General features: G+C 69.3%; 13 protein-coding genes. 7 read left to right on the forward strand and 6 right to left on the reverse strand.

Translation table 11 applies throughout. The annotated features are described in order from the left end of the window. The first annotated feature begins 53 nt into the window (after positions 1 to 53). The 3 genes from arfA (at position 54) to HPO96_RS16560 (ending at position 4,823) form a co-directional block, all read left to right on the forward strand. Positions 54 to 1,541, forward strand: a complete 1,488-nt coding sequence (gene arfA, locus HPO96_RS16550) for an arabinosylfuranosidase ArfA (RefSeq protein WP_171674331.1) — start codon at positions 54 to 56, stop codon at positions 1,539 to 1,541. 182 nt (positions 1,542 to 1,723) lie between these two features. Continuing rightward, positions 1,724 to 3,943 carry a family 43 glycosylhydrolase gene (locus HPO96_RS16555; protein WP_337796663.1) on the forward strand — a complete coding sequence of 740 codons (2,220 nt, stop codon included), beginning with the start codon at positions 1,724 to 1,726 and terminating at the stop codon, positions 3,941 to 3,943. Between the two features lies 1 nt (position 3,944). Continuing rightward, positions 3,945 to 4,823, forward strand: a complete 879-nt coding sequence (locus HPO96_RS16560; RefSeq protein ID WP_171674333.1) for a glycoside hydrolase family 43 protein — start codon at positions 3,945 to 3,947, stop codon at positions 4,821 to 4,823. 248 nt (positions 4,824 to 5,071) lie between these two features. On the opposite strand, the gene pdxR is transcribed toward HPO96_RS16560, so the two are convergent. Further along, positions 5,072 to 6,496: a MocR-like pyridoxine biosynthesis transcription factor PdxR gene (gene pdxR / locus HPO96_RS16565; RefSeq protein ID WP_171674334.1), complete on the reverse strand. Its 1,425-nt coding sequence runs from the start codon at positions 6,494 to 6,496 to the stop codon at positions 5,072 to 5,074. Positions 6,497 to 6,565: 69 nt separating this feature from the next. On the opposite strand from pdxR, the gene HPO96_RS16570 reads away from it, so the two are divergent. Then, positions 6,566 to 7,243, forward strand: coding sequence for a pyridoxamine 5'-phosphate oxidase family protein (locus HPO96_RS16570; RefSeq protein WP_238355145.1), 678 nt, complete (start codon positions 6,566 to 6,568; stop codon positions 7,241 to 7,243). On the opposite strand, the gene HPO96_RS16575 is transcribed toward HPO96_RS16570, so the two are convergent. The 3 genes from HPO96_RS16575 to HPO96_RS16585 form a co-directional block, all read right to left on the reverse strand. Further along, positions 7,240 to 8,034 carry an ABC transporter permease gene (locus tag HPO96_RS16575; protein ID WP_171674336.1) on the reverse strand — a complete coding sequence of 265 codons (795 nt, stop codon included), beginning with the start codon at positions 8,032 to 8,034 and terminating at the stop codon, positions 7,240 to 7,242. The two genes, HPO96_RS16570 and HPO96_RS16575, sit on opposite strands and share 4 nt — an antisense overlap. After that, the gene (locus HPO96_RS16580) at positions 8,031 to 8,975 is read right to left on the reverse strand and encodes an ATP-binding cassette domain-containing protein (RefSeq protein WP_171674337.1); all 945 of its coding nucleotides are present in this window, start codon (positions 8,973 to 8,975) and stop codon (positions 8,031 to 8,033) included. Before HPO96_RS16580 ends, HPO96_RS16575 begins: the two co-directional genes overlap by 4 nt. A gap of 90 nt (positions 8,976 to 9,065) precedes the next feature. After that, positions 9,066 to 9,590, reverse strand: coding sequence for an EXLDI protein (locus HPO96_RS16585; RefSeq protein WP_171674338.1), 525 nt, complete (start codon positions 9,588 to 9,590; stop codon positions 9,066 to 9,068). 268 nt (positions 9,591 to 9,858) lie between these two features. Between HPO96_RS16585 and HPO96_RS16590 the strand changes: the two genes are divergently transcribed. Further along, positions 9,859 to 10,848, forward strand: coding sequence for an ABC transporter substrate-binding protein (locus tag HPO96_RS16590; RefSeq protein ID WP_171674339.1), 990 nt, complete (start codon positions 9,859 to 9,861; stop codon positions 10,846 to 10,848). Positions 10,849 to 10,877: 29 nt separating this feature from the next. On the opposite strand, the gene HPO96_RS38270 is transcribed toward HPO96_RS16590, so the two are convergent. After that, on the reverse strand, positions 10,878 to 11,138 hold the full coding sequence (locus HPO96_RS38270; RefSeq protein WP_171674340.1) for a cell division protein CrgA: 261 nt from the start codon (positions 11,136 to 11,138) through the stop codon (positions 10,878 to 10,880). A gap of 123 nt (positions 11,139 to 11,261) precedes the next feature. Between HPO96_RS38270 and HPO96_RS16600 the strand changes: the two genes are divergently transcribed. Together HPO96_RS16600 and HPO96_RS16605 are read left to right on the forward strand one after the other, a co-directional pair. Then, entirely contained in the window at positions 11,262 to 12,035 is a 774-nt protein-coding gene (locus tag HPO96_RS16600; protein WP_171674341.1) for a DUF881 domain-containing protein, read from the forward strand. Between the two features lie 188 nt (positions 12,036 to 12,223). Then, positions 12,224 to 12,841, forward strand: a complete 618-nt coding sequence (locus HPO96_RS16605) for an aminodeoxychorismate/anthranilate synthase component II (protein WP_171674342.1) — start codon at positions 12,224 to 12,226, stop codon at positions 12,839 to 12,841. Positions 12,842 to 12,894: 53 nt separating this feature from the next. On the opposite strand, the gene pknB is transcribed toward HPO96_RS16605, so the two are convergent. Continuing rightward, the gene (gene pknB, locus HPO96_RS16610) at positions 12,895 to 14,724 is read right to left on the reverse strand and encodes a Stk1 family PASTA domain-containing Ser/Thr kinase (protein WP_171674343.1); all 1,830 of its coding nucleotides are present in this window, start codon (positions 14,722 to 14,724) and stop codon (positions 12,895 to 12,897) included. Positions 14,725 to 14,802 lie beyond the last annotated feature (78 nt).

The raw sequence follows: 14,802 nt of genomic DNA on the forward strand, positions 1-14,802 counted from the left end.
TTGTAACAATCCTCGGTAATCGTTGTAATGCACCTTTCTGCAGGAGGTTTCGGGTGGCGCGGCTGGTAGTGGATCCGGCGTTCGTCGTCGGTGCGGTGGACCGGCGGTTGTTCGGCTCGTTCGTCGAGCACATGGGGCGCTGTGTGTACACCGGCATCTACGAGCCGGAGCATGTGACGGCCGACGCCGACGGTTTCCGGCAGGACGTGCTGGAGCTGGTGCGCGAGCTCGGCGTCACCGCCGTCCGCTACCCCGGCGGCAACTTCGTCTCGAACTACGACTGGGAGGACGGCGTCGGCCCGAAGGACCAGCGGCCGCGCAAACTCGACCTGGCCTGGCGGGCGATCGAGCCGAACCAGTTCGGCACCGACGAGTTCGTGGCCTGGTCGGGGAAGGCCGGCGTCGAGCCGGTCTGGGCGGTGAACCTCGGCACCCGCGGGATCAAGGAGGCCGTCGAGCTGGTCTCGTACACCAACTTGCCGGCCGGGACCGAGCTCCCCGATCGCCGGGTCGCGAACGGCCACGAGGCGCCGTACGGGATCAAGGTGTGGTGCTTGGGCAACGAGATGGACGGCCCGTGGCAGATCGGCCACAAGACCGCCGAGGAGTACGCGCGGCTGGCCGAGGAGACCGCGAACGCGATGCGCCGCGTCGATCCCGGCCTGGAGCTGGTCGCCTGCGGTTCGAGCAACTCCGGGATGCCGACGTTCGGCGAGTGGGAGCGCGTCGTCCTGGAACGGACCTACGACCTGGTCGAGCACATCAGCCTGCACGCTTACTACGAGCCGCGCGACGGCGACCAGGCGAGCTTCCTGGCCGCGGCCGAGGACATGGACCGGATGATCTCGTCGGTGATCGCGACCGCCGACCACGTCAAGGCGCTCAAGCGCAGCGACAAGGAGATCACCTTGTCGTTCGACGAGTGGAACGTCTGGCGCCAGCAGGACTTCCCCGGTGAGCTCGGCCTCGGCATCCGCGAGGTTGGCCCGCTGATCGAGGACACCTACACCGTGGACGACGCGGTCGTGGTCGGCAGTCTGCTGATCACGCTGCTCCGGCACGCCGACCGGGTGAAGATCGCTTGCCTCGCGCAACTGGTCAACGTGATCGCCCCGATCCGCACCGAGCCGGGCGGCGCCGCCTGGCGGCAGACGATCTTCCACCCGTTCGCGCTGACCGCGAAGTACGCCGGCCCGACCGTGCTGCGGACCGCGGTCGACGGGCCGGAGGTGGAGACCGCGAAGTTCGGCAAGGTCCCGGCGCTGTGGAGTACGGCGACCTACGACGAGCGCACCGGTGAGATCGCGATCTTCGTGGTGAACCGAAGCGAGACGGACAAGATCGACCTGGAGATCCCGCTCGCACCCGGCCTGACGGTGACCGAGCACCTCGCCCTGTACGACGACGACCGGGGGGCCGTGAACTCGGCCGCCGATCCGGACCGGGTGACCCCCCGGCGGATCGACGGAACCGAGCTCGTCGACGGCGTCTGCACCGCCACGCTGCCGCCGGCTTCGTGGCACCTGATCCGCCTGACTTAGGGGGTGTTGAGAAACTCCAGACCTACTGCGGGGCACTCGGCACGGCACCTCGCCGCACGGGTGCAAAGGGCACGATGCTCCGCATCGAGCCCTCCGCCCCCGCGCACCGAGCCACCGCACCGAGCACCTCCTCGCTACGGCCTGGAGTTCCACAACACCCCCTTGAGAGGAGACCCCTGCCCGTGCCTCCGAAGAGACTTCTGGCCGCCGCCGTGGCGGTCGCGACCGTCGCCGCCGGTACGTCGGCCGCCACCGCGGCGCCTGATCCCGGCGTCAAGACCACCAACGCGATCTCGTCGAGTTTCGCCGACACGTTCGCCGACCCGGCGATCATCCAGGGCCGCGACGGCTACTGGTACGCCTACGCCACCTCCGACCCGCTGGTCTCGAACGGCCCGTTCGGCCTGATGCACATGGCCCGGACGAAGGACTTCGGCTCCTGGGAGTACCTCGGCACAGTCTTCAACGAGCAGACCAAACCGGCGTGGGCGGCGCCCGGCTCGTTCTTCTGGGCGCCCGACATCCGCTACTTCGGCGGCCGGTACGTCATGTACTTCACCGTCACCGACACCGCGGCCAACCCCGGCGGCGATCCGGCGATCGGGGTCGCGACCGCGCCGACGCCGTCCGGGCCGTGGACGGCGACCGACGGGCCGGTGGTCACGCCGAAGCCCGACGGCAACGGGGGCTACTTCGGGACGATCGACCCCGCGATGCTGACCGCGGCCGACGGCAAGCGCTACATGTACTACGGCGGTTTCTACGGCGGCATCTCGGTCACCGAGCTGACCCCCGACGGTCTGCACGCGGTCGGCGAGCCGACCCAGGTGACGATCGGCGACCGGTACGAGGGTTCGTACGTCGTCTATCGCGACGGCTGGTACTACCTGACGGCGTCCGCGATGAACTGCTGCGCCGGGCCGACCACCGGCTACTCGGTCTTCGCCGGTCGCTCGCGCTCCCCCAAGGGCCCCTTCGTGGACGCCGACGGCGCCGCGCTGACCGACTCACGCGTCGGCGGGACGACGGTCATCACCCAGAACGGCAACAAGTGGATCGGGCCCGGCCACCACGCGTTCATCACCGACGCGGCCGGTCAGGACCACATCGTCTACCACGCGATCGACCGCAACAACGCTTGGCTGACCGACCCGTTCGGGATCAACCGGCGGCCGATGCTGATCGATCGGATCGACTGGATCGACGGTTGGCCGCGAACGCGAGCAGGCGCCGGGCCGTCCGAGGGGCCGGTGCCCGCGCCGACCACGGGCTCAGGGCTGGGGATCAATTCGACCGACCCGGCCGGTGGACTGCAGTTGGCCGCGAGGCGCCCTGGTGACGCGCTCGGCGGTCCGACGGCGGCGATCTCCGGAGCGGCCCAGACGCGGCGGTCCGCGCCGGCCGGTTCGCTGCGGGTCGAGGCGGATGTGAAGCTGGGTTCGTCGTTCAGCACGGTGCTCGGCGGTAACCAGGTCGTCGCTTCGGTTGCGCGGGGCAAGGTCACTGTGACGGTCGGCCGGCGGACGGCGTCCGCCGTACTGCCGGCTGACTTCGACCGGACGCAGTGGAACAAGCTGAGCGTCCAGGTCTCCGGCTCGACGGTGACCGCCCGGTTGGACGACGCCGGGCTGGCCGAGGTGTACGCCGAGGCGCGGCTCGACGTGCCGGGGCTGAAGCTGAAGGCGGCGCCGGTCCGGTGGATCGGGTCGGCGGAGGTGGACAACCTGACGGTGCGTCCGGTCGCCAAGCCGGTGCAGCGATTGGCCGCCGTACCGCAGACCGGGAAGCTGCTCGCCGGTGACGATTTCAACGGCGCGCTCGGCGCGAACTGGTCGTGGGTACGGCCGGACGCGGCGGCAGTCGTTGCCGATGGCAAGCTGTCCTGGCCGCTGCAGAACGCGGATCTGGTCGGCGGCGGGAACAACGCCGGGTTGCTGTTCCACACGCCGCCCGCGGGGGACAAGTGGATCGCGGAGACCAAACTGCACCTCGACACCGGTGCGGGCGATATCCGCAACTACCAGCAGGCCGGGATGATCGCCTACCTGAACGACAGCGACTTCGCGCGGCTCGGCAACGTGTCGATCTGGAAGACCCGGCAGACGGAGTACGGGCGGGAGCTCGTCGTCCGCCCGTCGGACGGCGCCACCAACTACGGCGCGGCCGCGATCGGATGTTCGGCGCCGACCCAGTGGATGCGGCTGGCGTATCACAAGAACGCGGCCGGCGAGCACGTCTACCAGGCCGGGACGAGCGTTGACGGCAAGCACTGGACGTGGGGCGCCGCCTGGGTGCTGTCGGCGCCGGCGAAACTCGGGCTCTACGCGCACGGCGAGTTCACCGGCGCGAACCCGGCCCCGATCGCGACGTTCGACTACCTGAAGTTCTACGAGAGTCGGTGAGATGACCAACCCGGTCTACGGCGACAACTTCGCCGACCCGTTCGTGCTCGCGGTGGGTGAGGCGTTCCTGGCGTTCGCCACGAACGGGCCGCTGGGCAACGTGCAGACACTCCGGTCGACCGATCTGGTGTCCTGGGAGCGCGTCGGCGACGCGCTCCCCGCGTTACCCGGCTGGACCGCGCCCGGCCGCGTCTGGGCGCCCGAGGTAATTGCCCACGACAACCAATATCTGCTCTACTACACCTCCGCCGACCCCGCCACCGGTCACCAGGCGGTCGGGGTTGCGACGGCTGATCGAGCCGAAGGTCCATATGTCGACAAATCTCTTTCGCCACTTCTCAGTCAGGCGGCCGAGGGTGGATCGATCGACGCCTCCCCGTTCCGCGACCCCGCCGGCGCGCTCTGGCTGTACTGGAAGAACGACGGCAACGCGATCGGCGTCGACACCTGGATCTACGTCCAACGACTGTCGGCCGACGGCCTGACCCTCGAAGGCCCGTCGTACCGGCTGATCAAACAAGACCTGCCGTGGGAAGGAGCACTCGTCGAGGCCCCCTACGTCGTCGAACGCCACGGCCTCTTCCACCTCTTCTACTCCGCCAACGCCTTCGACAAGCCCGAGTACGCCGTCGGCCACGCAACCGGCCCATCCCCCACCGGCCCCTTCACCAAATCCGGCGCCCCCATCCTCACCTCCCCCGCCGGCCCCGGCCACAACATGGTCCTCACCGCCTTCACCCGCGACTGGTTCGTCCACCACGCCTGGGACCCAACCCAGGTCGGCACCGACCCCCGCGGCCGCACCATGCACATCACCCAACTCACCTGGTCCGGCGACACCCCCGTCGTCACCTCGCACCCCCCACCGTCTGCTGGGTAAACCCAAGACAGCGTGGGTTGGCCAGCCAGTATCCGGTTGGCCAACCCACCACCCCCCGGGCAAGCCCACGCCCCGCCTTCCCTGGGTGAGCCGACGCCCCACCTTTCCTGGGTAAGCCCACGGCGAGCGGGGTGGGCCAGTCGCAGGCAGCTAGCCCACCCACCGCCGGTTGGGCTGGCCCATCAAACGCGTGGGTTGGCCCATGAAACGGGGTGTTTGGTGGGTGGGCCAGCGGCGGGGTGGGTGAGCTAGTCGGAGGCGGTTGGCCTACCCGCCGTTTGGTGGGTGAGCCCATCAAGCGGGGGCTGGGGGTGGGCGAGGAGGGTGGTGAGGATGGTGAGGGCTTTGTGGAGGTCGGGGGTGGTGGGGGTGGCGTAGCCGATGACCAGGCCGGGTGGGCCTGGGGTGGTGCGGCGGTAGTCGGAGAGGGGGGCCAGGTCCAGGCCGGCTGCGCGGGCTTGGGTGGCGAGCGTGCGGTCGTCCAGGTGGTTGGGGAGTAGGAGGGTGATGTGTAGGCCGGCTTCTTGGCCTACGACGCGGCCGTAGGGGGCGAGGGCGGCGCAGGCTTGGGTGCGGCGGTCGGCGTAGCGGCGGCGGTGTTTGCGGATGGCTTGGTCCAGGTAGCCGTCGCGGAGCATGGCGAGGAGGGCGGCCTGCATGGGCCAGCCGGGCCAGTCGCCGGAGTCGGCGCGGAAGGCGGCCAGGCGGTCGACGGTGGGCGCGGCGGCGACGAGCCAGCCGAGGCGGAGTGCCGGGCTGAGGGTTTTGGAGAGTGTGCCGAGGTGGACAACGCGGTCCAGGTCGAGTTGGGCCAGGGCGGGCAGTGGCGCGACGTCGAAGCGGAACTCGCTGTCGTAGTCGTCCTCGATCAGCAGTGCGTTCGTCCGCCGCGCCCAGCGGATCAACTCGTTGCGCCGGGCAACGGGTAGCCGACCGCCGAGCGGGTATTGATGGGACGGCGTGACGTAGACCGCGGCGAGGTCGTCGGGAAGTTCGGCGACCCGTAGGCCGTCGCGATCGACCGGGACGTCGACGATCCGCAGGCCGTGGTCGCGGGCGGCGACGACCGCGTTCAGGTAGCCGGGGTCCTCGATGGCGATCCGGTCGCCGGGGCGCTGGGTGACGGTCAGCAGCAGGCGGAGCCCGTGCACGGTGCCGTCGGTGATCAGGATGTTCTCCGGCGCACAAGCGATCCCCCGGACGCGACCGACGTGCTCGGCCAGCGCCGTCCGCAACGCGGGGAGGCCGGCGGCGTCGTCGTACCCACGCGGTGGGGATTGGGTGGAGACCTCGCGCCAGGCGCGGCGCCAGCCCGGGTCGGGCGTTGGGTCGATGTACGGGATGCCGGGCCGCAGTGTCAGCAGTTCGCGCTCGGGCTCCGGGGCGGACGCCGTCCGTCGGCGCTCGGCCGGGCGTAGCGGCGCGACGTCCGTGACGAACGTGCCCGCGCCGGTGCGACCCTCGATCCATCCTTCCGCCTGCAACTGGTCGTACGCCGCCTGTGCCACGGCCCGCGCCACGGACAACTGCTTGGCCAGGTCGCGAGTGGACGGCAAGCGATGCCCGGCCTGCAGCCGGCCGTCCAGGACGGCAGCCCGGAACTGCTCGGCCAGTTGCAGATGCAGCGGGAGCGAACCGGATCGGTCGACGACCAGCGGGAGTGAGGTCTGCACGGAATGGACTACCGATTTCCTCGATGAATGGACCGTGTCAGCATGCCACTCGTCCCTGACCCTGGAGACATGACGACCAGATTGCAGCCGACTGCCCGGACCACTCTGCGCCGTTCCAAGGAGCGCGCCGCCACCGAGCGGCAGGCCCTGTACGACGTCCTGACCGACGGCATGTTCTGCCACCTCGGTGTCGTGGTCGACGGCGACCCGCTGGTGCTGCCGACGGCGTACGGCGTCGACATCGACCGCGGGCCGGACGGGACGCTCTATCTGCACGGGTCGGTGGCCGCGCGGAGTGTGGTGGCCGCGCCGCGGCAGGCGGTCTGTGTGACCGTGACGCACGCGGACGGGCTGGTGCTGGCGCGCTCGGCGTTCCATCACTCGGTCAACTACCGGTCGGCGGTGATCTTCGGCGTCCCGCGGCTGGTCGAGGACCCGGACGAGAAGCTGCACGGGCTGAACCGGATCGTCGATCACCTCGTCCCCGGGCGGTCCTCCGCGACTCGCCCGCCGAACCGCAAGGAGCTGGCGAAGACCTCGGTCCTCGCACTCGATCTCACCGAGGCCTCGGTGAAGACCCGCTCGGGGCCTGCCAACGACGAGGAGCAGGACCTCGACCTGCCCTACTGGACAGGCGTGATCCCGCTCCACGTGATCGCCGGTGAGCCCGAGAACAACCCGGACTGCGACCTACTCGTCCCGGCGCACGTCCGCTCGCGCGCGAACCGCTTGGGCGCACCTTCTTAGGCCGCGGTCCCCTTGTTGTAGCTCTTCTGCGCCCAGAAGTAGCCGACGACGGTGATCGCGACGCACCAGCCGATCGCCTGCAGGCCCGAGCCGTCCTTGACCGGCGTACCGATCAGCAGGTGCCGCAGGGTGTCGATGATCGGCGTGAACGGCTGGTACTCGGCGAACCAGCGGACGCCGCTCGGCATCGCGTCGAGCGGGAGGAAGGTGTTGCTCAGGAAGGGCAGCACGAAGCTGATCGGCAGCACGATGTTGCTCGCGCCCTCGGCGGTCTTGCTGATCAGGCCGAGCGCGATCGCGAACCAGGTCAGCGCGATCGTGACGGCGATCAGCAGACCGGCGGCGAGCAGCCAGTCGACCACCGAGGCGTTCGGCCGGAACCCGATCAGGACGGCGAAGCCGACCACGACGGCCAGGCTGATCGTGGTCAGGACGACGTTGCCGAGCACATGCCCGGTCAGCACGGCCGGCCGGAAGATCGCCATCGTCCGGAACCGGGCCACGATGCCCTCGGTCATGTCCATCGCGGCGCCGATCGCGGGTGACATCGTGCCGGAGGCGATCGCCATCAGCAGTAGTCCCGGGGTCAGGAAGTCGAGGTAGGCGAACCCGTCGGCGCCGCCGCCGAGACCGGCCGAGAACGTGTCGCCGAAGATCAGGCCGAACAGCAGCAACATGATGATCGGCATCCCGACCGCGCCCAGCGACAGGGCCGGGTAGCGCAGGGCGTGCCGCAGATTGCGGCGCAACATCGTGGCGGTGTCGGCCACAGGGTAGGAAGCGGTGCTCATGCGCTCAACGCCTTCTCGTGAGTGGGCTGGCCCGTGACGGCGAAGAACACGTCGTCCAGGTCGGGGGTGTGGACCGTCAGCTCGCCGACCTCCAGCGAGGAGTCCTCGATGCGGGTCAACAGGTCGCGCAGCGCGAGGACGCTGCCGTCGTTCGGCACCTGCAGGGTCAGTGCTTCGGGGTTCGGTACGCCGGCCGTCAGCACCTGGCCGGCGAGCGTGAACTCCTCCGGTGAGTTGAAGCGCAGCAGCACGTGGCCACCGGGAACGAGCCGCTTGAGCTGCTCCGGCGTCCCCTCGGCGACCAGCTGCCCGTGGTCCAGGACGGCGATCTGGTCGGCGAGCTGATCGGCCTCCTCCAGGTACTGGGTGGTCAGGAAGACCGTGACGCCGGTGGCGACCAGCGCGCGGATCGTCGTCCACATGTTGTGCCGGCTGCGTGGGTCGAGGCCGGTGGTTGGCTCGTCCAGGAAGATGATCCGCGGGCTGCCGACCAGGGTCATGGCCAGATCGAGCCGGCGCTTCATCCCGCCGGAGTACGTCATGGCGAGTTTGCCGCCGGCCTCGACCAGGTCGAACTGCTCAAGGAGCTCGTCGGCCCGGGTCCGCGCCGCGCGGCGGCCGAGATGGCCGAGGTCGGCCATCATGATCAGGTTCTCCCGACCGGTCAGCAGGCCGTCGACGGCGGAGAACTGCCCGGTGACGCCGATTGCCGCGCGGACGGCGTCCGGCTCGGCAGCCAGGTCGTGACCGGCCACCCGGATCGCTCCGGCGTCGGCGGTGATCAGCGTGGAGAGGATCTGGACGGCCGTGGTCTTACCGGCCCCGTTCGGGCCGAGCAACGAGAAGATCGTGCCTTCGGCAACGGTCAGGTCGATCCCGGCGAGCACGACTTTGTCGCCGTAGGACTTGTGCAGTCCGCGGGCCTCGATCGCTGTGGACATGGTTCCTTCTTTCGGATTTCGGGCAGGGTGAACCGACCGGCCGACCGCGCGCTGGTCGCCGGGAGGTGAATCAGGGATGCCGGGGACGGACTAGATGTCGAGGTCCTCCACCGCGGGCTGGTCGGCGGCTTCTTCGACCAGGGCGTACAGGTCTTCGGGGATCAGGGCGCGTAGCTCTTCGACCGTCTCGACGACCGCGAGGGTCGCCTCGCCCTGCGCCATGCTCCAGGACTGGTCGCTGCTCCAGTTGCCGACCCAGGAGCGCCACCCGGTCAAGTAGCGCTCGTCATCGGCGTTCTGGACGAACTGCTGACGGCGATCGGCGTGCAGCACGAACTTTCCGCTCCGGCTGCGGTACACCTTGAAGGCCTCGTACCCGTTCGCGCTGGACCGACCGCCCTCGGCGATCAGCACACCCGAGAACCGCTGCTTGCGACCGGTGCCCCGGCCGACCCGCACGGTGATCTCGTCGTACCCCTCGAGGCGGCCCTCCTCCATCTCGACGTACTTGCGCAGTGCGATCGAGATGGCCGAGGAAAGGTTGCCGGCGAGCTCCTGGGCGCGTTTGTACACCGGCAGGTCGTCGTCCGACACGTAGATCGTCTTGTTCGGCATAAGTACAACTATACATACACCTCTACGTACAGCAAGAGCAGCAGGTGAACGATGTGGAAACTGGCTGCTTCAAACCGGACTTATCCACAGATTTCGGGCAGTTTTCGGTGGATACCGTGGATAACTCGGCCACAAGTTGGGGATAAGTCGGCCGAAACGGTGTGCACAGCTGGGGATACGGGTGTGGATAACTTCGGCTTTCGCCGGATCCGCCGTCCAGGTTTAAGGTAAGCCTTGCCTTATTTTCTGACGATGAAGGAGTCCGGCGGTGCTGACTCGGCGCAGTCTGTTACTCGGAGCGGGGGCCACGCTGGCGCTCGCCGCCTGTTCGAAGTCGGAGTCGCCCACCGGCGGCGCGACCGGCGGACCGTGGGAGTTCACCGACGACCGCGGCGTCAAGATCAGCCGGCCGACCCGCCCGACAGCGGTGGTCGCGCAGATCCAGGCGGCGGCCGCGCTGTGGGATCTTGGGCTGCGCCCGGTCGGCGCGTTCGGGAAGGCGACCAAGGCCGACGGCAGCGCGGACATCCTGGCCGGCAACGTCGACCTGACCAAGCTCACGCTGTTCTCGGAGACCTGGGGCGAGTTCGCGGTGGAGAAGTTCGCCGCGCTGAAGCCGGAGCTGCTGGTCGCGCCGATCCAGGTGCCCAAGGAGCTCTGGTACGTGTCGAAGGAGTCCGTCGCCGCGATCGAGGCGATCGCGCCGACCCTCGGTATCGACTACGTCGGGGTGCCGGTCGACAAGGTCATCGACCGGTACGCCGAGCTGGCGACCGCGCTCGGCGCCGACCTGAATGCCGAGCCGGTGGTCAAGGCCAAGGCGGAGTTCGCGGCCGCGTCGAAGGCCGTCGCCGATCAGGCGGCCCAGCAGAAGGGGCTGAAGGTCCTGTTCGTCTCCGGCACGCCGGACAACCTGTACTTCGGAAACCCGGATGCCTTCTCGGACATCGCGCTGCTCAAGCAGCTCGGCGTCGGGTTCGTCGTCCCGAAGTTCGACCCGAAGCAGCCGCACTGGGAGACGGTCTCCTGGGAGCTGGCCGACAAGTACCCGGCGGACGTGATCCTGTACGACGTGCGGAACGCGGCGCCGTTCACCACGGAGCTGGCGAAGTACCCGACCGTCGGCCGGCTACCCGCCGTCAAGGCAGGCCAGGTCTACGCGTGGAACCCGGAGACACCGACCAGTTGGGCGCAGTTCGCGCCCGCGCTGCGGCAGCTGACCGCGGACCTCGCCAAGGTGCGCCCGATCACCGGCTGAGGCCCGCGGCGCCCGCGGTCAGGAGGCGGTCAGACCCACTGGGTCGAGACGACGAAGCCGAGCGCGATCAGGCCCATACCGACCAGCAGGTTCCAGTTGCCGAGGTCGCGCATACCCGGGATGTCCTGGCCGGCCACGTAGAAGACGACCAGCCAGGCCAGCCCGAGCAGCCAGGAAGCCAGCATCAGCGGCGCGACCCACACGCGGCTGGTGGTGCGCGGCTGCTTCGGCGTCTTCTCGGCCTTGACCTTCTCGGTCTTCTTCGTCTTGCGGCTACTCGACTCGGGCACGGCTGAACTCCTTGTAAGGACGCATAAGCTGACCTCTGTCGGTCAGGCAGGCCCAGACCTGTCGGGTCCGGTCCCGGGTTAGCGTAGTGCAACGTAGTCCAGACAGCAGGTCGGAGAGCTTCCGTGCGGAAATTGAAGCGGATTTCGCTGTGGCGCGCAGGCGTGCCACTGGCGCTGCTGTGCGCCGGTCTGCTGTTCGCGACCAGCGCCACGAGCGCCCGCGGCACCGATCTGCGCCCCAGCCGGAACACCACGCTGGCCGGCCTGGTCGAGGAGCAGAGCCGCCGCAGCGCGACGCTCGTCCGCCAGCACGCCGCCCTCACCCAGGATATCGAGCGCCTCCAGACCCAGCAGGGTTCGATCGACCCCAAGCTGTCCAAGCGGCTCAAAGACCTCTCCCTCGCGGTCGGGACGACGCCGGTCACCGGCTCCGGGCTGACCGTCACGCTCAAGGACGCCCCGCGTGAGGTCGTCAAGGACAACCCCGACGTGGACGCCGACTGGCTGGTCATCCACCAGCAGGACATCCAGGCCGTCGTGAACGCGCTCTGGGCCGGCGGCGCCGACGCGCTGTCGATCCAGAACCACCGGGTGATCTCCACGACCGGGATCAAATGCGTGGGCAACTCGGTCGTCCTGCACGGCGTCCCGTACCTGCCGCCGTACAAGATCACCGCGATCGGCGACCGGCGGAAGCTGCAGAAGGCGCTCGACGAGTCGAAGTACATCAAGAACCTGCAGGACTACGTCGTGAAGTTCCAGCTCGGCTACGACGTGAAGAACGAGTCCCAGATCGCGATGCCCGCCTACGAGGGCACGCTCGATCTGCAGAGCGCGACCGTCCCCGGTTTCGAGCGGACGCCGTCGGTCAGCCCGTCCGCGACCGGCGGCCGCTGAGCCAAGAGGGTGTCTGGCGGCTCCCCGCCTACTGCGCTGCACTCGGCACGGCACCTCGCCGCACGGGGGCACAGGTGACGATGCTCCGCATCGACCCCTCCGCCCCCGCACACCGAGCTACCGCACCGAGCACATGCTCGCTACGGCGCGGAGCCGCCAGACACCCTCGCTCTGCCAGAATGGGCCGCATGCCGCGGATCCTCGTCGTCGACAACTACGACTCGTTCGTCTACAACCTGGTCCAGTACCTGCAGCAGTTGCAGGCCGAGACCGTCGTGCTGCGCAACGACGAGGTCACGCCTGACCAGGTCACGGCGTACGACGGCGTGCTGCTCTCGCCCGGCCCGGGGACACCCGAAGAGGCCGGCGCGTGTGTGGACATCGTCAAGGAGGCCGGTGGCCAGGTGCCGATCTTCGGCGTCTGCCTCGGGCTGCAGGCGATCGGCGTCGCGTACGGCGGCGTCGTGGGCCGGGCCGACGAGCTGCTGCACGGCAAGACCAGCCAGGTGTTCCACGAGGGCGCCGGCGTCCTGGCCGGGCTGCGGTCGCCGTTCACCGCGACGCGGTACCACTCGCTGGCCATCGCGCAGGACTCCGTCCCCGACGAGCTGCAGGTCACCGCGCGGACCGAGGCCGGCGTGATCATGGCCGCCCGGCACCGGGATCTGCCGGTCGAGGGTGTCCAGTTCCACCCGGAGTCGGTGCTCACCGAGGGCGGCCACCGGATGCTCGCCAACTGGCTGGAGATGTGCGGGGACGCCGGCGCCGTCGAGCGCTCGGCCGGTATGGCCCCGCTGGTCAGCTAGTCCGAACGCAACGAAGCCCCCGCCGGCTTGGCGGGGGCTTCGGCGTTCCGGGATCAGCCGCCGATGATCGGCGGGGTCTCCGACTCCGGCGGCGGGGTGTTCGACGGCGGCGGGCTCTGCGGGTCCTCCGGCAGCCGGTTGATGGTCAGCGTGATCTTGGTGCCCTTCGGCGCCTTCGTCCCCGGCTCGACGCTCTGCGCGAGCACGGTGGCCTCCGGGGCGTTCGTGTCCTCGCCCCACTTCTGGCCGGCCACGAAACCGAGCTCCTTGAGCTTGGCCATCGCCTCCTCGGCCGAGACGTTGACCAGGTCCGGCACCTCGACCTTGACCTCGCCGGTCGAGACCGTGAGCGTGAACGTCGTCCCTGAGGCGTGCTTCTCGTCCGGGTTCGGGCTGACGGCCAGGACGATCCCGGCCGCCTTCTCGGAGTCCTGTTTGACGGTCTTCGAGGCGACCTTGAAGTTGCCGGGCACGCTCTCGATCTTCTCCCGGGCCTGGTCCTCGGGCAGGTCGACCACCTGCGGTACCGAGAACGCCTGCTTGCCGGTGGAGAAGACCACGGTCACGGTCGAGTTCTCCTCGGCCTCCGACCCGGCGGCCGGCGTCGACGAGATCGCCTTACCGCGGTCGACCGTCTCACTCGGCGCCGAGGAACCCTGGGCGAACTTCAGCTTGGCCGCGGTCAGCGCCGCCTCGGCCTGGGAGGCGGTCATATTCGAGACGTCGGGGACCTGGACCTTGTTGGCCACCGGAGCGGAGGTCTGGCCGCCGCCGGCGTTGTTCCCGCTGTCGCCGTTCAGGTTGTTGATCAGCGCGTAGGCGCCGATCGCGACCGCGACGATCGCCAGGCCGAGCAGGAAGTAGGCCAGCCCGCGGTTGCGGCGGGCCCGGCTGTCCAGCTCGTCGTCGTCACCGGGCGGCAGCAGGTCGTCGCCGGTCTGCCGGAAGGCCTGCGTCGCGGCGGCGGGCGCCACCGCGGTCGGGGCCATCGCGCGGGTCTCGGAGAACGCGGCCATCGGCGCGGTCACCTGCTGACCGGCCAGCACACGATGCAGGTCCTGCCGCATCTCGTTGGCGCTCTGGTAGCGCTCGTCGCGGTTCTTCACCAGCGCCTTGAGGACGACGGCGTCGACCTCCGGCGGGATGTCGGGATCGAACGACGACGGCGGCAGCGGCTGCTCCCGCACGTGCTGGTAGGCCACCGACACCGGGGACTCGCCGACGAACGGCGGCCGGCCGGTGAGCAGTTCGTACAGCAGGCAGCCGGTCGAGTACAGGTCGGAGCGGGCGTCGACGGTCTCGCCGCGGGCCTGCTCCGGGGACAGGTACTGCGCGGTGCCGATCACGGCCGCGGTCTGGGTCATGTCCGAGGTGGTGTCGGCGACCGCGCGGGCGATACCGAAGTCCATCACCTTGACCTGGCCCTGCGGGGTCAGCATCACGTTCCCGGGCTTGATGTCGCGGTGCACGATGCCGGCCCGGTGGCTGTAGTCGAGCGCCTCCAGGACACCGGAGGTGATCTCCAGCGCGCGCTCGGGCATGATCTTGCGGCCCTCGCGGATCAGATCGCGCAGGGTCTTCCCGGTGACGAGCTCCATCACGATGTACGGGATCGTGATCCCGGAGCCGTTCGGGTCCGGCTCCTCGCCGGTGTCGTAGACCGACACGATGGTCGGGTGGTTCAGCGAGGCGGCCGACTGGGCCTCCCGCCGGAACCGGGCCTGGAAGGTCGAGTCGCTGGCCAGGTCGACGCGCAGCCGCTTGATCGCGACCGCCCGGCCCAGCCGGTTGTCGATACCCCTGCGCACTTCGGCCATGCCGCCGCGGCCGAGCGGTTCGCCTTCTTCGTACCGGCCGCCGACGAGACGTGCCTGCGATGTCATGACTTCAGCCTTCCAACCTGTCCGGAAAAACACTCAATTTGCCCACGGTAGCTGCCGCTGCCCATGGATCCCCGTTGG

This window comes from Kribbella sandramycini, from assembly GCF_013131805.1.
In the GTDB taxonomy this organism is placed as follows: Bacteria; Actinomycetota; Actinomycetes; order Propionibacteriales; family Kribbellaceae; genus Kribbella; species Kribbella sandramycini.